Origin of the sequence: Lampropedia aestuarii, from assembly GCF_004803635.1 — a bacterium.
Classification (GTDB): Bacteria; Pseudomonadota; Gammaproteobacteria; order Burkholderiales; family Burkholderiaceae_C; genus Lampropedia; species Lampropedia aestuarii.
In genome coordinates, this window is record NZ_SSWX01000001.1 from 24,908 (window position 1) to 45,167 (window position 20,260).

At 55.5% G+C, this 20,260-nt stretch carries 13 protein-coding genes; 4 read left to right on the forward strand and 9 right to left on the reverse strand.

Translation table 11 applies throughout. The features are described from left to right. Positions 1-6 precede the first annotated feature (6 nt). The 7 genes from E8K88_RS00120 to E8K88_RS00150 form a co-directional block, all read right to left on the reverse strand. Positions 7-1,824: an FUSC family protein gene (locus E8K88_RS00120; RefSeq protein ID WP_136404612.1), complete on the reverse strand. Its 1,818-nt coding sequence runs from the start codon at positions 1,822-1,824 to the stop codon at positions 7-9. Further along, positions 1,821-2,873 (reverse strand): multidrug transporter subunit MdtN, encoded by a 1,053-nt coding sequence (mdtN, locus tag E8K88_RS00125; RefSeq protein WP_136404613.1) that lies wholly within the window; start codon positions 2,871-2,873, stop codon positions 1,821-1,823. Before mdtN ends, E8K88_RS00120 begins: the two co-directional genes overlap by 4 nt. Positions 2,874-2,879: 6 nt before the next feature. Continuing rightward, positions 2,880-3,197, reverse strand: a complete 318-nt coding sequence (locus E8K88_RS00130; protein ID WP_136404844.1) for a YtcA family lipoprotein — start codon at positions 3,195-3,197, stop codon at positions 2,880-2,882. Between the two features lie 56 nt (positions 3,198-3,253). Further along, complete coding sequence (gene aspT / locus E8K88_RS00135; RefSeq protein WP_136404614.1) at positions 3,254-4,954, reverse strand: aspartate-alanine antiporter; 1,701 nt, start codon at positions 4,952-4,954, stop codon at positions 3,254-3,256. A gap of 109 nt (positions 4,955-5,063) precedes the next feature. Then, a complete protein-coding gene (locus E8K88_RS00140) occupies positions 5,064-7,751 on the reverse strand; it encodes an aminotransferase class I/II-fold pyridoxal phosphate-dependent enzyme (protein WP_136404615.1) in 2,688 nt (895 codons plus the stop codon). 235 nt (positions 7,752-7,986) lie between these two features. After that, positions 7,987-9,378 carry a glutamate decarboxylase gene (gene gad, locus E8K88_RS00145; RefSeq protein ID WP_136404616.1) on the reverse strand — a complete coding sequence of 464 codons (1,392 nt, stop codon included), beginning with the start codon at positions 9,376-9,378 and terminating at the stop codon, positions 7,987-7,989. A gap of 641 nt (positions 9,379-10,019) precedes the next feature. Then, positions 10,020-11,690 (reverse strand): long-chain-fatty-acid--CoA ligase, encoded by a 1,671-nt coding sequence (locus E8K88_RS00150; RefSeq protein ID WP_136404617.1) that lies wholly within the window; start codon positions 11,688-11,690, stop codon positions 10,020-10,022. A 726-nt stretch (positions 11,691-12,416) separates the two neighbouring features. Here E8K88_RS00150 and E8K88_RS00155 point away from each other — a divergent pair. The 3 genes from E8K88_RS00155 to E8K88_RS00165 all read left to right on the forward strand — a co-directional run bounded on the left by E8K88_RS00155 (position 12,417) and on the right by E8K88_RS00165 (position 14,300). Further along, a complete protein-coding gene (locus tag E8K88_RS00155; RefSeq protein WP_136404618.1) occupies positions 12,417-12,935 on the forward strand; it encodes a phosphatidylglycerophosphatase A family protein in 519 nt (172 codons plus the stop codon). A 57-nt stretch (positions 12,936-12,992) separates the two neighbouring features. After that, positions 12,993-13,499, forward strand: a complete 507-nt coding sequence (locus E8K88_RS00160) for a CinA family protein (RefSeq protein ID WP_136404619.1) — start codon at positions 12,993-12,995, stop codon at positions 13,497-13,499. 255 nt (positions 13,500-13,754) lie between these two features. Then, on the forward strand, positions 13,755-14,300 hold the full coding sequence (locus E8K88_RS00165; protein WP_136404620.1) for a phasin family protein: 546 nt from the start codon (positions 13,755-13,757) through the stop codon (positions 14,298-14,300). Positions 14,301-14,800: 500 nt separating this feature from the next. On the opposite strand, the gene E8K88_RS00170 is transcribed toward E8K88_RS00165, so the two are convergent. Together E8K88_RS00170 and E8K88_RS00175 are read right to left on the reverse strand one after the other, a co-directional pair. Further along, the gene (locus E8K88_RS00170) at positions 14,801-15,409 is read right to left on the reverse strand and encodes an isochorismatase family protein (RefSeq protein WP_136404621.1); all 609 of its coding nucleotides are present in this window, start codon (positions 15,407-15,409) and stop codon (positions 14,801-14,803) included. Between the two features lie 243 nt (positions 15,410-15,652). Beyond that, positions 15,653-16,315, reverse strand: a complete 663-nt coding sequence (locus E8K88_RS00175) for a DUF2501 domain-containing protein (protein ID WP_136404622.1) — start codon at positions 16,313-16,315, stop codon at positions 15,653-15,655. Positions 16,316-16,650: 335 nt separating this feature from the next. Between E8K88_RS00175 and smc the strand changes: the two genes are divergently transcribed. Then, on the forward strand, positions 16,651-20,187 hold the full coding sequence (smc, locus tag E8K88_RS00180; protein WP_136404623.1) for a chromosome segregation protein SMC: 3,537 nt from the start codon (positions 16,651-16,653) through the stop codon (positions 20,185-20,187). Positions 20,188-20,260: the final 73 nt, after the last annotated feature.

The window sequence follows — 20,260 nt, forward strand, 5'->3', positions numbered from 1 at the left end:
TTCGCTTCATGAAGAAGGCTGAGCCAATATGGCGAGCTGATGGCTCAATTGAGCAGCACCTTGCTTCTTACTCTCTGAAATAGATCCTTGTGTAGCGAAGGCTGTTTGCAAATACAGGTTTTCAAGCTGGTCTGCCGCTTGCTGCATCGCAGCCATGTCTTCGTCGCTGCGCCGCATTGACAGGGGCTCGTAGTCGTTCATCATCAATTGGTCACGCACAGCTTGCAATTTAGGCAGCAAGCGCTGCAAGTCATTCGATGTTTGCGCTGTCGCGACAGGCTGATCGAGCAGTAATTTGAACTTCGCCGCCAACGCATTAAGCTGCTCTGCCGCAGCCTGTCCAGCCGAGACTGGCCAGACGCGCGTGAAGACGATGTACATCATGCAATTGCCCAACAAGATCCCCGCAATACGGTCCATGGCTGCATCCAGCGTGACCTCTGGGCCAAAGCCCTGCAACACCGTCAATAAAAAAGCCAGACCAATTTGCACCCCCGCATAAGCACTGCGTTCTGAGCCACTAGCAACCCAGCCTGCCACCAGCGTGACCGCAAATACCAGCACCATCAGCGCGCCGATTGAGTGGATATAGGGAATCACAAAGAAAATCGACAACATGCCAAAGCTCGCCCCAATCAAGCACCCTAAGATGCGCAGGCTGAGCTTGTGCACCGTTTCACCAGTGGTGCTGAGCGCCACCACATAGCAGGTGATCAAGGCCGTATGGATGTCTTGCCACTGCAACGCGGTATAGACCACATAGCAGGCAATCGCGCAAAACGTCGCCTTCAATGCGTATTGGCTATAGAGTCGGTTGGTTTTGACGTCGGGGTTCAAAAAACCTTCTTTGGGCTGCACCACTTGCTCGTGGAATGCCAGCACCGGCTGGGCAGGAAAGCACAACAAATGTTGCTGCAGCGGCTCCAAGGCCTGGGCCTCAGCTGGCAAAGGCGCTTGCAGTTGCGCTGGCGGCGCAGGAAACGGCTGGCCATTCTGAATCGCCTCACTGAGTGCGCGGCAATAGGCAGCCAATGCGGGGTGGGCTGCGGTTTGAATGCCATTGCGCTGCGCCACTTGGGCGGCAGCGGCCACCATATAACTGGCATTGACGGTTTGCTGCAGACGAGCGATTTCGGCCCGTGGCAATACCGCAAACACTTTCACAAACAGCATCGTGATAGCGATGTCGGCATTGCCTTGCCTCAGTGGTGCAAGCCAGGCGGCGGGATTGGCCTCTAAATCCAATTGTTCGGCAATGCGCTGCATACGCTGGGCCAGATTGTTGCGCAAGATCTTGCCAGGAGATGGGGCAAAGGTCAGTGTAAAAGCCAGCAACACGCCCATGGGCACAACGGCCATCAGCCAGGCGTACAAGACAGCACGCGTGGCGATCTCGCCCAGCGGAATCTGGCCAATCATCGAGATCACAAACGCCATCACCAGTGCCAGGATACTGCCGGCCTCACCTACCTTGCTGGCCACCCCCAAATACAAGAATAGAAACGAGAAAAACGCCAACATGGCCATGCGCAGTACTGGGCGGTCTATCGTCATTTGCACAGCCCATAACATCAACCAGATAATCAACGACGCCAAAACAATGATGCCAATGGCCATCAGCATACTGCCGCTGATATTGGGCTTCATGACAAAAATCACCAGATAACAGCCAATCGCCACCAACGGGATGCCATACACCATGAATAACATCGTGGTCAGGGCACACACCGAGGCCACTCGTATCGCTGAGGCCAGACGCCCATCAAAAGGCATCAGCTCATCGAGAGCGACCGGAAAAAAGGTGCGAAGGACGGATGGGCTCATTCACAATCCTGCATGTCACGAATCATCACGGTGGCAGAGGCGCCCATGCGCATCAGCTCTTCAGGCGCGGTCTCGAGCGCGATGCGAACTGGAAAACGCTGCGCCACATGCACCCAATTGAGTGACTTTTGCACATAAGGCAAAGCCCGTGGCAAGGACACCATTTCGGCGTTATTCACGCCCCAGCCGATGCTGCTCACACGCCCTTTGAGCTCGCGCTTGGGGCTGGACAACACAAACACCGACGCGCATTGGCCCACTTGGATTTTGTCAAGATCGGTCTCCAGGAAAAAACCCGTCGCATTCCAAGTATTGGTATTGATCAGCGTGAACAGTGACTGGCCACTGATCATGTGTTCACCCGCAGAAACTGTCAGCCCCACCACCAGGCCATCGCTGGGTGCGTAGATCGCGGTGTCCTTCAAGGCTTTTTGTGCCAATCCCAGGGTAGCCTCGGCATTGCGCACAGCAGCTTCGGTGCCATCTACCTGACCCACCAGATTGCCTGCCGCCGAATACTGTGACTGTGCTTGGCTCAGGCTGATGCGTGCATCGTTGACCGCTGTTTTGGCAGTATCGAGCTCTTGCTGTGTCACATAACCTTTGGCTGCCAATGGCGTCAAGCGGCGCAAGCTGCTTTCGGCGTATGCCAAATTGGTGCGCGCGCGGGTGATCTGCTCATTGGCAATCGAGGCATTGTCGGTCTCTGCGCGAATGCGCCGCCCAGTCGAAGTCAGCGCCGATTGGGCAATCGCCAACTGGGCCTCGGCCTGCTGCACTTGCAGCTCATACACCAATGGGTCGAGCTCATAGAGCAAGTCGCCTTTGGCGACGCGCGAGCCCTCTTGCACATGGATGGTTTTGAGCTGTCCAGGAATGGCCGAGCTGATATGCACAATGTCAGCCTGAATCACCGCATCTTCAGACAATGGATTGCTGCGCGCGTGCTGCAACAACACCCAGCCAGCCCAGGCTGTCACAACCAGGATAAAGACAACAATCAAAATGGCGAAAAATCGCCGTGGCGAGCGCTTTGCGTTCTGAGTCATAGGCTGTTAGCGCGGTGAATAGTAGAAAGAAAATGCCATAACAATGCAGGCGCCAATGCAGAGATAGGTCAACAGCCTCAACGGCATCACCTCATCAATGCCGATGCGTATAAAAATCACCCGCAGCACCAGGGTAATCGGCACAGCCACAAAGATACCGACCAGCCAACTGGGGAAGTAGGAATCAAACAGCAAAAAGGAAGGCGCCTGCCCTTGCGAGCAGGCGCTTAAGCCCAAGCCTAAACTCAATGCAAATCCCACTTTCAACAAAGCCAGCAGGCGGCGGTACAGTGGGTTTTTCACTCTTTGTGCTAAAAAAGGCATAGGCACTTCATTCATTGGTTGTGCCCGATTGGTTCGGGCACCGGGTAGGCAACAGTTTAGCCAATCATCAAAACAATGACCAAGCCCCACAGGGTCAACAATGTATTGCTGACCGCATACGGAACTGTATAGCCGAGCATGGGTACATTGCTTTTGGCCACATCGGCCACCATGGCCACCGATGCGGTACTGGTACGTGCTCCACCGCAGCAGCCCAGGTTTATGGCTGGATCAAACTTGAAAATGTACTTGCCAATCAATGGCGCCAGCAACATCGGCACCCCCGTGGCAAACAAGCCCCAGAAGAAAATGGTGAAACCCACTTCTTTCAAACCGGCAATAAAGGTCGGCCCGGCAGTGATACCGACGACAGCGATAAACACATTCAAGCCCACCGAATTCATGAACCATAAAGTGGCGCTGGGCACGGTGCCAATTTTAGGCACAAAACTGCGCAACCAACCGACCACCAAGCCGGCAATCAAAGCCCCGCCCGACGTCGACAAAGTGATGGGCACGCCATGAATGGGCACGACAATGGCGCCGATAATACCGCCAATCACAATGCCTGAACCAACCAGCACCATGTCGGTGACCGAGGTAGGACGATCGGCAAAACCAAACTGGTCAACAACGGTTTGCACGTGCTTGCGTGAGCCGCTCACAGTGACGATATCACCACGGTTGAGTTTGGTTTGGGCCAGCACCGGGATGTCCACGCCCATAGAGCCACGGCGAATGCGGGTGACAAATACGCCACGTGCAGCGGAGTGCTTGGCCAGCTCAATCAAGGTCTTGCCATCGGCCTTTTTGCTGGTCACCAGCACATCAACCGACTCGACCGGAATATTAAGCAGCTCTTTGTCTGTGACTTCTTCGGCGCGGTGCGTCCAGGCCACCAGGTCTTCATGTGGGCCAGAGACCGCAATGATGTCTCCCACCTCCAGCACGGTGTTGTCGTCAAAAGGAATGATCTTGCCGTTGCGGCGCAGATTCTCCAGGAACATGCGCTTGCCACCGCTGGCCTCTTGCTCGGCCTTGGCCACTGTCAAACCAGCGATGACTCCTGGCTTTGTCAATTTAAAAGCGCGCACAATGTACTGATTCCAAGCCGATTGCATGCCATCGGCTGGTTCGCCGTGCTGCATTTCAGCTTCGTAGCGCTTGCATTCTTTCTCAATATCAACGCCCAGTAATTTAGGGCCTACGAAGGCAATGATCCAGCCCGTGCCCACGGTACCAAACAAATAAGTTACCGCATACGCGACTGGAATCAAATCAAGCTGGGCCTTGATTTGGTCCGGTGTGAGATCCAGGTTGCCAATCGCATCAGTGGCCAAACCAATCGAGGCCGAAATCGTTTGCGTTCCAGCGAGCAAGCCTGCGGCCAAGCCTGGACCATAGCCAGACACCACAGCTGCAAAATACACCGCCCCCAAACACAGGCAGGAAATCACTACGGCAAAGACCGCCTGCGGCAAGCCATCGGAGGCAATACCACGCACAAACTGCGGCCCGACACCAAAGCCAACCGCAAACAAGAACATGATGAAAAACACCGACTTGATTTGCGGTGAAATCGTGATGCCCAATTGCCCCACGAGCACCCCGACCAGCAAGGTCCCTGTCACCGCCCCCAGATTAAAGGAGCCAAATCGAACCGCTCCCAACCAGTAACCAGCTGCCAGCGTTAAAAAAATCGCCAGTTCAGGGTAGCTGCGCAGGGTTGATGCCAACCAATCCCAAATCTCTAACATAAAGCGCCCAATCAATATGTATTAAGAACCCACATTGCTGTGATTCGCTAACGACCAAAGCCGTGGCCCACACAGGCGTGAGGCACACGGCTTGGATCCTGCCTCTTACTTAACTCTTCAGAACCTGAAGACCACGGCTAGAGTCATAGCCGTGCACTTCTTTGACGTCCAGCTTGCGCATGAACGAGATCACTTCGTGGTTGATGATCTGGCCTGGCACCAGAATCGGGAAGCCTGGTGGGTATGGGATCACCAGTTTCGCCGACACCATTGGCGGGCCATCCTTCAAGCGCTGGTCGCACTCAGGGCTATTGAGACCGACGTATTCGGTGTTGCTCTCATCCCAGCTCTTATAGAACGCCGTGCGAATATCACCCTCCACTGCCACTTGGCCGTTCACGTCGTTGCGGAACTTGGCATCAAATGCGCTGAAGTTGGGCAGATCTGGCACATCGGTCATCAAACTTGTCACACGCTGCTCAAAGGCCTCTCTGGCACCTTCACCGTCATTGCGCAGGCGCTCATCAATCTGGCTGGAGATTTCCAGCAATACATGGATCAGCTGGGCCACGTCGCTGCGCGTATTGTTGATGTTGGACTGCAGCAGAATCGAATTGCGGGAAGTCTTATTGAGCTGGATGTCGTATTGATTGGCCAGCAGATTCTTGAATTGCGTGCCATCAAACCCGGCCGTGCCGCACACCAAGGTAATGCGCGTAGGGTCGAGGAAAAACTCGTCGTCGCGAATGGCCAGTGCCGCATTACTCCAATTCGTGCCGGGCGCCAAAAAGTCTTTGAAGCCGCTGTTTCGGTACTGCTCAGGAATCATCTCATCGGCCCCCAAAACGCGGAAATAACGCGAAATGAGTGGATGTGTATTGATCTGGTTGCGAATATCCAAAGCAATCTGAATCGCATTGCTCACCAGGCCATAGCCTTCCAATTCCATCTGGCGTCGCGCCACATCCAGCGAAGCAATCAACTGCTGGTTAGGGCTGGTGGTCGAGTGCGTGAAAATCGCCTCGTGCAATTGTGGCTCGATGCGGTGGAAGTCCACATCTTTGACCAGGACCATCGAGCCTTGGCGAATCGCCGACATCGACTTGTGCGTGGAATTGGTCTGGTACACACGCAGTCGCACTTTGCTCGGATCAGGCACCAAATGGGTGTTGAGCAGTGCCTCATCATCGGGATTCTCACCCAGCAACTGCTGCTGCGCGTCATAGGCTTGCTGCGCCTCGGGCGAGCGCAGGTATTTCTCCAGTGTCGCAGCCGCGCCCATTGCAGTGCGTGGGCGCAAGAATGGCGACCAATGGGCAAAACCAAACCAGGCCTCATCCCACAGGAACACCAAGTCGGGCTTGATGGCCAGACACTCTTGCATCACCCGCAAGGTGTTGTAGACATGACCATCGAAGGTGCAGTTGGTCAAATCCAGCAGCCGCACGCGGTCGAGCTTGCCTTCGGCCTTGAGCTTGAGCAAGCCCTGCTTGATCACGCGCAGCGGCACCGCGCCATACATGGAGTATTCCTTCATAGGATACGCCTCCACGTAGTACGGCTGCAGTCCGCCCAGCACGGCACCGTAATGGTGGGACTTGTGGCAGTTGCGGTCGACAATGAAGATGTCCCCCGGCTGGGCCACCGACATCAGCACAATCTTGTTGGATGTACTGGTGCCGTTGGTGACGAAGAAACAATGGTCTGCACCAAATGCGCGAGCCGCTTTTTCTTGGGCACGTTTGATGTTGCCAGTGGGCTCCAGCAAGCTATCGAGCCCGCCCGTAGTCGCAGAGGACTCGGCCAAAAACAGATTGCGGCCATAGAACTCGCCCATGTCCTTGATCCAATCGGACTTGAACACCGACTTGCCACGTGCGATAGGCAGTGCATGGAAGGTGCTGACAGGGCGCTGTGCATAGCGCTTCAAGTTGTCAAAAAATGGGGTTTCGTAACGGTGGCGAATGCCTTCGAGAATCGACAGATGCAGCTCGATCGGCTCTTCCACGGCGTACAGAATGCGGCGCACATGCGCGGAGCGCGAATCGCTGGCGATTTCTTGCGGATTGCGGTCGGACATCAGATAGATATCCAACTCCGGGCGGTGGTCAGCCATCGTCTGGGCCAACTCTAGCGCCAGATGCTCATCGTCATCGTTGGCGGTGATGTTGAGCTGCTGCAACATCACATTGAGCTGCGGCATCGGAAATTGGCTGGCGTAGTTAAAGCCTTCAAAAATGGCGACTGCGCAGATATTGCTGTTGGTCGCAATAGCGCAGCAAGCATCTTGAAAATTCGTCACCACCACAGGCTCATAGACAAACTCGTCTTCTTTGCGACGCTGTGAGCGGATGAGTTGGACATTTTGCGCCACGCGTGGACTATCAGGCGGAGCGACAACCAACACTTCAAAATATGGACGATGAGGCGCCGTAGGATCTGAGCCAGTAAAACTACCTGCCAACTCTCGGCCTTGCTCAGGCGTTACCGCCCATTCACGGGCGTCTTCTTTGTAGTAACGCGCCAGGATCGAAAAAGAGATGCGCCCGGCCAAATCGACAAAACTCTCTTTGTTGTTGGCATCCAGCGCAGCTGTCAGCGCATTGAGCAGTTGCGGCCCAGGATAGGCATGCAGGGTTTCGACCGCTTGCAAAGCGTCGTAAGCCTGCCTCACTTGCACTGCCTCTGCCTTGCCAGCATGCCATTTGCGGGCAATAGCCAGCAAGTCACGCCAGTGGTCTGTGCGCAAACCGCTGAGGGTAAAAATCTGATCAATAGAGGAGACTGATTCTGTCATGGCTTATCGTGTGTGAAATGGCTGCATGAAAATACTGACACCAGAAAGTCTCCACCGCCCATGCTAACAACCAGAAGCCAAGTCTGGCAGAGACATTGCGCTGCTGCCGCAGTATCCATTGACTGCAACAGCGGCGCTTTCGCGCCTGCTCACGGCCTCAACGCATTCAGCGCAAACGCCATCAACAGACGCAAAGGTCTTTGAGCGCGCCTTGCTTGCGACGCGCTTACAAGGCTTAATGGCGGAAGCCACCTGCTTCTTTTTCAGTCGTTGGAACTTGCACTGGGTGCTTCTTGAAGTAATCGAGCGTGCGCTTCATGTCCTCAATCAGCAGGCTTGCCAAATCACGGCTGACACCATGGCGCACCAAAATCCGCTGCACGACCAAGTCTTCGCGGTTGGCTGGCATCGAGTACGCAGGCACTTGCCAGCCACGGCTACGCAAGCGGTCGGCAAAGTCATACAAGGTATAGCCGCGGTCTTTGTACTCTTCCTTCAAGGTCCATGACAGCGCAGGAATGCCTTTTTTCATGTCGCCGTTGAACAGCACCTTGAATGGGCCCAGCTTGTCGATTTCGTCGGACAGGTAACGCGCTGTGTCATAGCAAGCCGTATGGATTTTGCGATAACCGTCTTTGCCCAAACGCAGGAAGTTGTAGTACTGCGCCACAATCTGACCACCTGGACGAGAGAAGTTCAGCGCAAAAGTGGGCATATTGCCGCCCAGGTAGTTGACGTTGAAAATCAGCTCTTCAGGCAGATTGCTGGCATCACGCCAAACCACCCAGCCCACGCCCAGCGGAGCCAGACCAAATTTATGGCCCGAAGTGTTGATCGAATGCACGCGTGGCAGACGGAAGTCCCACTCCAACTCAGGCGCGCAGAACGGCGCCAAGAAACCACCGCTGGCGCCGTCAACGTGGATTGGAATATCCAAACCAGTGTCAGCCTGCAACTTGTCCAGCGCATCGCTGATCGCCTTGACTGGCTCGTAATCGCAGGTGAAAGTCACACCCAGCGTCGGCACAACACCAATGGTGTTTTCATCAGCACGCTTGAGCACTTCCTCAGGCGTCATCAGCAGGCGATCGCCTTCCAGCGGCACTTCGCGCAACTCGACATCGAAGTAACGCGCGAATTTGTGCCAGCAAATTTGCACTGGACCACAGATCAGGTTCGGTTTATCAGTCGACTTGCCAGCCGCTTGGCGTTTTTTGCGCCAATTCCACTTCAGTGCCAGACCGCCCAACATGGCCGCTTCAGAAGATCCTGTCGTTGAGCAACCCAGTGTGGTTTTTGCATTTGGCGAATTCCACAAATCGGCCAGCATATGGACGCAGCGCGACTCAAGCTCGGCAGTTTGTGGATATTCATCCTTGTCAATCATGTTTTTGTCGATGCACTCATCCATCAACTTGTGGATTTCCTCATCCACCCAGGTTTGGCAAAACGTCGCCAAGTTTTGTCTGGAGTTGCCATCAAGCATGAGCTCATCATGCACCACTTGGTAGGCGTGCGCCGCAGAGTGCTCTTGCTCTGGGATCTTATATTTCGGCATCACGTAGGACAGGTCTACAGAACCGAAAACTGCATCATCTTGCGACGCGTTAGAAGAATTCGATGTCATCAATAACTCCCAGTGGTTGGTGGAAAAATAAAAGTCTGTGCGTGAGTGATTCTGGCTGCATGCGCTTGTCCAATGAAGTCGCCAAACCGCCTCGACAAACGCCTCTTCACTCATCCCAAAACGTAACAAGCATGAAATAAAGGCATTGAGATACCCATGCTGAAACCTGCAAATAATTGCTTCTTGCGCACATCATAGTCGCTAATCTCTCGCCGTCAAGCAAACCGCCCGTACTTTTCAAACCCTTGCCACAAGCGGCATTGGCGAGTTTTTTGTTTTTTAAGCGCACTGTTTTTTAAAGCGCTCATCTAGTCAATTAAATCTGTTAAAACAATCAAAATAAAAAAATGCAATGTTACAAAATGCCCTTGATTCCATCTTGAGCAGCACAAAAGACGCATGACGCCCCAATGGCTAAACAGGTCTCATTTCAGCATCTGGGCATGCAAATTCGAGTCTTGGCATTCAACCCTCAGTGCCGCAGCCATGGTTAAAGCCCACCCTTCCCAACACACAATAACAGAATGGTGTGATGCGATAAGCGCGCGCGCGTTTATCGCATCGCCAGAGCACTTCTGATCAACGCCTGCCAGTTGCAACAGTTGCCAGGAACCATGCCAAAGGCATGCAGATAACCCCAATCAAGACCGTAGTTCTCGACGCAATATTTTCCCCACAGAAGTTTTGGGCAAGGCATCTCGAAACTCGATGACTTTGGGTCGCTTGTAGTTGGTCAACTTCTCAGCCGCAAAGCGCCGCACCGCCTCTTCAGTCAAGCCAGGATCACTGCGCACAATCACCAGTTTCACAGCCTCACCCGATTTGTCATCGGCGATGCCCACCACCGCGCACTCAAACACACCTGGCAAGGTCGCCATCACATCCTCGACTTCATTGGGATACACATTGAAGCCACTGACAATGACCATGTCTTTCTTGCGATCTACCACCTTGAAAAAACCATTGGCATCCATGGCGCCTATGTCGCCGGTGCGAAAATAGCCATCGGCAGTCATGACTTTGGCCGTCTCGTCTGGGCGCTGCCAGTACGCTTGCATGACCTGCGGCCCCTTGATCGCAATCTCTCCACGCTCACCAACGGGGACCTCGCGCCCATCATCATCAATGCACTGCACGTAGGTGCTGGGCAGCGGCACGCCAATCGTGCCGCTGTACTCTTTCATGGTCACGGGATTGCAGGTGGCTGAAGGACTGGTTTCAGACAAGCCATAGCCCTCACAGATCGGACAGCCAGTTTTCTCCAGCCACAGTTTGGCTACAGCGCCCTGCACTGCCATACCGCCGCCAATCGAGATTTTCAGGTTGGTCCAGTTCACAGTGCCGAAATCGGGATGGTGCAACAGGCCATTGAACAACGTATTGACCGCAGGAAACGAATGGAAGGTGTGCTTGGACAACTCTTTGAGCACTGCTGACAAGTCGCGCGCATTAGGCAGCAAAATGTTTTTTGTACCATTGCGCAAGCTCAGCATCATATTCACCGTGAAGGCAAAAATATGGTAGAGGGGCAAGGCACATACCGCAGTGGGCTGTTCTGTGCTGGGAATACGGCTCATCGCCGGTTCATTCCATGCTTCAGACTGCAAAATATTGGCAATGATATTGCGATGCGTTAAAAGCGCGCCTTTGCTGACGCCGGTCGTGCCGCCGGTATATTGCAGCAAAGCAGCATCATTGCGATCAATCGCATGCTTTTTCACGCTTTTGCCACGGCCTTGCTGCAAGGCCACATTGAACGCGACAGCGCCTGGAAGCGAGAATGCAGGCACCATCTTTTTCACGTTGCGCACAACGTAATTGACAATACCGCCCTTGATCAATCCTAAGCGGTCCCCCATGCTGGCGACCACCACATGCCTGATTGGCGTATTGGCCAAACACTGTTGCAGTGTATGGGCAAAGTTCTCGATGATGATGATCGCAGTTGCGCCTGAGTCGTTGAGCTGGTGCTCCAATTCACGCACCGTATACAGCGGATTCACATTAACCAGTACCAAGCCGGCCCGCAAAATGCCTGCGACCACCACCGGATACTGCACAACATTGGGCATCATGACCGCAACGCGATCGCCTTTTTGCAAGCCCAAGCCCTGCAAATAAGCGGCAAACGCCATACTTTCGGTATCGACCGTGGCAAAGCTGAACTCTTTGCCCATGAAGTTGTAAGCGATCTTGTCTCGATGGGTTCTAAACCCCTGATCCATTACATCAATCAAGGACTGGTATTGATCTGGGTCAATATCAGCCGGCACCCCATCTGGATAGGAAGAAAGCCAAGGTCGATAACTCATACAGGCACACTCCTTTAAAGGTGAACCGCACGCTTACGGCTCTTGCCTCTTTTTAGAGCTGCTCACACGACCGAGCAAACCAAGGGTTTGCGACTGAGACCAAGCGTGAAACCGCAAGCAGTACAGGTAGTACAACAATGTTTCGCAGCGGCGTATCAAGGGTTGTGTTAACAGCTCTTCATCGTAAAGCTGCCCCATTCTGTCTGAATATCGTCTTTTAATGTGCGCTTTAGGCACCAACGTAGGTGACATTCCTAAGATCGATAACACTGACACAGCGCCTGAGCCAAATTGAAAGGCTGACAAAAAACGTTTCAAGTTCGCCAATGAATGACTCACCGATTGCACAGGTATCCATGATGCATTCTGCAGGCTCAAGGACAGGTCAAGGCCCGTCCACTTCGATGCCGGCCGTGCTGAAGAAGAAAAAAACCACGACGGGCACAAACACCGATGCCATCCGCATGGCTCGACAAATATTTTGACAAAATAAGGTACTTTGAGAGCCTCACCCGAACCGCAAGGCATCACAGCGCGCCATAGGTATGCCCGCTTTGCTGCTTCAGTGGTGCGAACTGCAACAGCCGCCTTGCACCGCTTGTTTTAAAGCCTTACGCGGCTTGCTTGCAGACGACAAGCAGCCTCTTAAAGCTTGCTTGGCCTGTTCGCGTAAGCGCAAACAGGCTGCGCTTACACTCTTGTATTTGTTTATCTAGCTATACATCCATGCCGACCTCCGACAAGCCCACTCACCGGCCTGTGGGTCTGAAAGACCTCAGCCAGCTCTCACATCTGATCGCGATGGGCTTTGGCTCCGGCTTGAGCAAGATCGCGCCGGGCACCTGCGGCACGCTCTGGGCCTGGCTGGTCTATGCCGTACTGCTGACGCATTTGAGCAATACTGCAATGGCAGCATTGCTGGTGGTCTCATTGGTAGTGGGCTGGTGGGCCTGCAAAAAAACCTCTGACTCCTTGGGCGTGCCGGACTCAGGCCATATCGTCTGGGATGAGGTGATCGGTTTTTGGCTCATTTTGTGGCTGATTGCGCCCAGTGACTTCTTGCTGCAGCTGGCCGCTTTTATCGTCTTTCGCTTCTTTGATGCGGTCAAGCCGCAGCCCGTCAAATGGGCAGACCAAAGCTTCAAAGGCACAGGCTGGCGCGGTGCCTGGGGCATCATTTTTGATGACTTGGTGGCCGCGTTCTGCACCCTGCTGGTATTTGCCATCGTCAAATACTTGTTTTAATCACGCCTTTGGCTGCTGCTGTCTCAGCGCAGCCAAAGGCCCATCAGCACTTGACCAATGCATACAGCTCCCCCCTCTCTTGAAACGCTGGTCGCAGATGTTGCACGCACGCTCACAGCCAATGGCTGGATGCTCGCAACCGCAGAAAGCTGCACTGGCGGCCTGGTTGCCGCCAGTTGCACGGACATGGCCGGCTCAAGCCAGTGGTTTGACCGCGCAATGGTGACCTATTCAAACGCAGCCAAAGAGGCCATGCTGGGTGTACCAGCCCAGCTGATTCAAAGCCACGGCGCGGTCAGCGAGCCAGTGGCACGTGCGATGGCAGAAGGCGCTCTCACACATTCCAACGCACAACTGAGCATCGCCATCACAGGCATCGCAGGGCCTTCAGGTGCAAGCCCTGAAAAACCAGTCGGAACTGTGTGGTTTGCATGGTCCTCTGGACGACATACCTTGAGCGAAAAGCGCGTATTCCCAGGTGATCGTCAAGCGGTTCGCCAGGCAGCGACCATGCATGCATTGATGCAGCTCTTGGCTTATTACCCTAGCCTAAGCAGCAGTTAAGAGCCTGTTTGCGCAGACTGCACAGCCCAAGTGGCCTCAAGCACCAGTTACTCAACACACACAGCCTTCAAAGCATCGCAGCTTGCTCAGTCAAACTTTTTTGTTGCAGCGCAACAAAATGCTTGCGTAGATTGGGAGCATGGTCCATAATTCAAACCATGCTGCACCGCAACATACACAACTGCAAGACTCGATAAGTGATTTTCATGTTGTGGCAGTTTCATTTCTACCACTGACCCATTGAAGGAGATTGACATGGCGCTGACACCTGAACAAATCATCGCGGCACACAAAGCCAATATTGAGCAACTGTTTGGCTTGACCAACAAAGCTTTTGCCAGTGTGGAAAAGCTGATCGACCTGAACGTCAAAGTCTCGCGTGAAGCCCTGCAAGACGCAGCCAAACACAGCCAGGCAGTTCTGTCTGCCAAAGATGCCCAAGAATTGGCCGCCTTGCAAACCAGCATCCTGCAGCCACTGGCTGAAAAAGTCTCGAACTACAGCCGCCAGCTGTACGAAATCGCTTCCGAAAACGGCCAGGAACTGAGCAAAGTGGTTGAAGAACGCACAGCCGACGCCCAGAAAGCTGTCAACAATCTGGTTGAAAGCGCAGCCAAAAACGCACCTGCTGGTACCGAAGCTTCTGTAGCCGTCGTGCGCAGCGCGCTCTCTGCAGCCAACAATGCTTACGAATCTGTGCAAAAGACAGTGAAACAAGCCTCTGATGTGGCCCAGGCCAATTTCAACGCAGTGGCTGACAGCGCGACCAAAAACGCCAACAACATCCAACGCAATATCTAAATTGTGTTGCTGGCAGGCAGCAGGCTTTGCTTGAACCCATTCAAAAAGCCTGGTGCTTGCGCAGAAGCAAAGAATGCATTGAGCCTATGGCTTTGGCCATGACCCGCATGATTTCAAGCACAACTTGATGGGTACATGGCTTGGCACTGCAGCTATAGCTGCAGGCCAAGGCAACGATTGTCTCCTTGGATCCTTTCGAAACCATTTTCATGGATCCTTTCAAAGCCCGGTTATCCGGGCTTTTTTTTCGTCTGGAGACGGGTTGGCATGAAGCACCTTCCCCTGCAGCCGAGCTCTTGCAGATGCACCTTCACAGGATTGCGCGCGCGCTGATGGCCAGATAAGGCTTGAGCGCCGCAATGACGCGCCATATTCGCCCCCCATCAGCAGAGCCAGGTTCTGTGACGCTGACCATAATGCCGATGCCGATCGCCTGGTCATGCGGTACGCGCAGCCCAATGCGCCAAGGACCAACAAACTGGTGCCCGGCACACAGCCCCTCACTTGACCAGTGCCAGCAACTCTTTGAAACGCGGATCTTCGGCGGTTTCGCACCACTCAAAGGCCACCATCTCGGTGGTGACCAGTTCAGCACCAGCCCCCGCCAAACGGTCAAATGCAGCATCGCGGCTGCGCTCGGTACGTGAGCTGCAAGCATCCGTGACCACCCAAACCTCAAACTCTTGCTCCAGCAAACCCAAAGCGGTTTGCAGCAGGCACACATGGGCTTCGCAGCCAGCCAGCACGATTTGCTCGCGCACAGGTGCCTGGTTTTGCTTGGCTTTTTGCAAATGCTTGGGCAGGCTTCTGGCATTGCCGCTCAAAGGCTTTGCCGGAGGACGCAAGGCCTCAACCAAATCAGGTTCCGCGCAAGCACCAAAATGCATTTTGGCAAATGTGCTTCGGCACAAGCCGCGCAGTGTGGCATCGTTCTGGCCCAGTTTTTCCGGGTTTTGCTCGGTGCCCCAGCATGGCACTTCAAACAAATGGGCCAAACGCGCCAGCACAGTGGCATTGGCCAAGACGCGATCGGCTTCGAAAATAGCTGGCATCAGCTTGCTTTGGTAATCGACCAGTACCAATTGCCCTTGATCTGCCGTCATCAACATGTTTGTATCCTCTTCATGCGGTGGTGTTCAGTGTACATAACAAGACAGCACCACACCCGCACCAGTAACTGTCTAAGAGCCTGTTCCTCATCGCCGCGCAACTGCGCGGAGATGAGGAACAGGCTCTAACAACCTACTGGCGCAAGCTAAGCGATCGGCCTGGCCTGCCTGTTGGTTGGAATGGCGCACATCTTAAACGCAACAGCGCTCAAACGGCGTGCCAACACGCACAAGAACCCGTTTTCATAGCAGCGAAGGGGCTTGCTCAAGCACGTAGCTGCAGGCCTTTTCTTTCAAATTGGCCTGAATACTGTTCAGATCAAATCGCTCGCCCTCACCGCCCATCAAGATACCAGCCAAGCCACTCGCATAATTGCTGTTGCTCGCTTGCGGCGCAGGGTCGTTTTGCAGCCCGGCCATCGACAACAACCCACCCTTGAGCGCATTGACCTGTTCTTTGGCCTTGTTCAGGTAATTGTTTTGCACGCAGTACTGCAAGACCCCTGCAACGTTGCCGGCTGAGCCGCCAAACAGACTGGGCAGGCCCAGCGAAGACAGGGCTGCAGCATCCACACCGCCGCCATTGAGCACCCCTGCAGCGGCAGCGCCTAAGCTGCCCGCCTGGCCCCAAGCGTTGCCGGTGGCGGCCGTGCCTGGCGGGGTGTTTGCAGACGTATTCGGCGCAGCAGCCGGCAGGCCAAATGCGCTGGGAGCAGCAGGGGTGTTGGTCACGGCCTTGGTCTCTGCAGCCACTGCTGGCTGGCTAGGCGCTGCTTTGGGCTGTGTTTTCTGCAGGATCAAGTCCCCCAAAGGATCGTTTTGAGCCATCACTGGCAACTGCACAAGGCCCAGCAGCACACCGGCGACAAGACAGGCAGGCAAACAACGAACGAATGGTGAACGCATAAGATGTCCCTAGATCAATAACAGTGGCGAAATACTGGCCAAACGCAGGCGTTAGCCCTGCTCACCTGGCAGGGACTGCGGCTAATCTGCGACTCACAACTCAAGCACATCGCAGCGCCACGCCATCCTTTGCTATTGTGTCCCAAGAGTGGAATTGGTTGCACGGCCAAACGGGCATTTTTGCAAGTGCCCCAGCGCCATCTCTGCGCGCCAACAACGCCGCACCTGGCTTTATCGGTGCTGCGGTCTTTTTCTATTACCATTGCCTGTTGCATGCGCAGGGACCTTGCTGGGCCATGCGCGGGCCTGATGCTTCTCATCTAGTGGACTAATTCGTGCGTCTTAATTCCATCAAATTAGCCGGTTTCAAATCCTTTGCGGAACCCACCAACTTCCTCCTCCCCGGTCAAATGGTGGGCGTGGTGGGCCCCAACGGCTGCGGCAAATCCAACATCATGGATGCGGTGCGCTGGGTGCTGGGCGAGTCCAAAGCTAGCGAGCTGCGTGGCGAGTCGATGCAGGATGTGATCTTCAGCGGCACGAACAACCGCAAACCGGCCAACCGCTCCAGCGTCGAGCTGGTGTTTGACAATGCCAGCCACCGCGCCGGCGGCCAATGGAACCAGTACGCAGAAATTGCCGTCAAGCGCATTTTGACGCGCGAAGGCGCGAGCAGCTACTACATCAACAACCAGCAAGTGCGCCGCAAGGACATTCAGGACGTGTTCCTGGGCACAGGTCTTGGACCGCGCGCTTACGCCATCATTGGCCAGGGCACGATCAGCCGCATCATCGAATCCAAGCCTGAGGAGCTGCGGCTGTTTCTGGAAGAAGCTGCTGGCGTGTCGAAGTACAAAGAACGCCGCAAAGAGACCGAAGCGCGCCTCAAAGACACACGCGAGAACCTGACGCGCATCGACGATATTTTGCGCGAGCTGAACAACAACCTCAGCAAGCTCGAAGCCCAGGCCGAGGTCGCCGCCCAATACACGCAGCTGCAAACCAAGGTCACGCTGTCGCAGCAGCAACTGTGGCTGCTGCGACAGGACAAAGCCCAGAAAGAGCTGAGCCAGGCCCAATCCGCAGGCCAGCAAGCGATGGAGGACCTGCAAAAACACGCCGGCGACATGGAGACCGCCCAAGCGCAAATGGAGGAGATTCGCGAGCAGCATTACGCCGCCGGTGAGCAGGTCAACAGTGCGCAAGGTGCTTTATACGAAGCCTCGGCCGAGGTCGGCAAACTGGAGGCTGAAATCCGCTTTGTGCTCGAAGGCAAGCAGCGCACCGAGCAACGCATCGCCGCGCTGGAGCAACAAATGCAGCAATGGCACAGCACCTCCAGCCAGTCCAGCGAAGGCTTGGCTGCGCTGGAAGGCGATGACGCCAGCGCCGAAGAACGCACCGAAGTGCTGGCCGCCCAGCTCGATGAACACACGGCGCAAGTGCCGCAGCTTGAGCAGGCCTGGCGCCAAGCGCGCGAGGCGGTGGAGCAAGTGCGCCAGCAAGCCCAGCAAGTGCAGCAGCAGTTGCAGGTATTAGCAGCCGAGCAACGCGGCGTGGCTGAGCGCAAACAGCAAGCACAGCTGCGCCTAGAGCGCATTGAGCAAGAACGCAAAGGCCTGCAACAAGTCGATGAGGCCCAGCTGGCCGAGCAGCAAGAAGCGCTGGAGATCGCCCGCGAAGAAGCCGAAGTCGCGCAAGCCGCGCTGCTGGAATTGCAAGACAGTGTGCCCGTACTCGATGAACAGCGCCGCAACCAGCAAGACATTGTGCAAAACAGCGCAGGCAAATTGGCCAGCCTGGAAGCGCGCCTGCAAGCGCTGCGGGCGCTGCAGGAAAAAGTCCAGTCCGACGGCAAGCTCGCGCCTTGGCTGAGTGCCCAGGGCCTGGCCGATTTTGAGCAACTGTGGAAGCGCCTGCATGTTGTCAACGGCTGGGAGCAAGCGGTCGAAGCGGCTTTGCGCGAACGCATGGCCGCCCTGCCCGTCTCACGCCTGGACAGCGTACGCGGCTTTGCCCAAGCCGATCGCCGCCCGCCCACCAAGCTGGTGTTCTACGCACAAGCAAACGAAGGCGCAAGCACGCCAGCGCCCACCCCAAATCCCGCCATCAGCTTGCCTGCGCTAGCGAGCAAAATCCGCTGCGACGAGCCCGGCCTGCAACGCGTGATTGCCGACTGGCTGCAAGGCTGCTATAGCGCCGGCCACCTGGACGATGCGCTGGCCATACGCGGCCAATTGCAAGCTGGTGAACAAGTATTCCTGGCACAAGGCCATTGCATCACGCAGCACAGCCTGGGGTTTTACGCCGAAGACAGCGAGCAAGCCGGTTTGCTGGCGCGTGCACAAGAAATCGAAAGTCTGGAAGAGCAATGCAGCGCGCAAACCGCGGTCGTCAGCGAAGCACGCAGCGCCTTGGCACAGGCTGAAAGCGCCTACCAAAATACCGCCAGCGCCTTGCACCAGCAGCGCAGCAGCGCTGACCACGCGCAAAAGCAAGCACATGCTCTGCAAATGGAGGTCATGCGCCTGACGCAAGAAGCCGAAAAAATCCGCGCGGCCAATAGCCGTCTGGATGAAGATTGGCAAGAGCTGCAACAATCCCTGGAAGAGCTGGAAGAGCGCACCATCGATGCGGAGGCGCGCTTTGAAGAGCTGGACATGCAGTTGGGCGAGCACCAGTCACAGCAAGTCGAGACAGAAGACGCGGCCATCCAGGCCGAGCGCCAGCTGAGCGATGCACGCGAGCAACTGCGCCAGTTGGAGCGCCAGCTGCAAGAGTCGCAATTTGGCCAGCAAAACATCCAAAGCCGCAGGCAAGAGTTGCAGCGCAATCTCAGCACAGCGGAGCAACAATTGCACAGCCTGGGCAGCGAGCTGGAGCAAGCGCACATCGAGTTAGAGCGCTTCACCGAGGCAGCCAGCGTCGACGGCCTGGAAGAAGCCCAGGCGCTGAAAATCGCGCGCGAAGAGACGCTGCACCAAGCACGCCAGCACTACGACGAAATGGGTAAACAACTGCGTGCGGCCGACGAAGCCCGCATGCAACGCGAGCGCGGCCAGGAGCCGCTGCGCCAGCGCATCACCGAATTGCGCCTGAAAGAACAAGCAGCGCAGCTGACCTGGCAACAATTTGAAGAGCTGCTGACCGAGGCCAAAGCCGACAAAGAAGCCATTGCCCACAGCATTGAGACAGGCAAAGTCAAACTCGAAGGCCTGCAAAGCGAAATCGATCGGATGCAACGGCAGATCGAGGCCCTGGGGCCGGTCAACCTGGCCGCGCTGCAAGAGCTGAATGAAGCCTCAGAGCGCAAGCTCTACCTCGATGCCCAAACCACCGACTTGCAAGAGGCGATGGCCACCCTGGAAGAGGCGATTCGCACCATCGATGCCGAAACCCGCGAGTTGCTGCAAAACACCTTTGACACCGTCAACGGCCACTTTGGCGAGATGTTCCCCGAGTTATTCGGCGGCGGCCAAGCCAGGCTGATCATGACCGGCGACGAAATCCTGGACTCGGGCATGCAGGTGATGGCCCAGCCACCGGGCAAGCGCAACCAGACCATCCATCTGCTGTCAGGCGGTGAAAAAGCCCTGACGGCGATTGCCTTGGTATTTGCCATTTTTCTGCTGAACCCAGCGCCATTCTGTTTGCTCGACGAGGTCGATGCGCCGCTGGACGACGCCAACACCGAGCGCTATGCACGCCTGGTCAAACGCATGAGCGCCTACACGCAGTTTCTCTATATCAGCCACAACAAAATCGCGATGGAAATGGCCGAGCAACTGATTGGTGTGACCATGCAAGAGCGCGGCGTCTCACGCATTGTGGCCGTCGATATGGAAGCGGCCTTGAGTATGGCCGACAGCTAAACGACATGAAAACGGCCTGCAAAGCAGGCCGAATCAGTCATGGCGCACCAAGGCGCAAGCGCCCTAGCCGCCG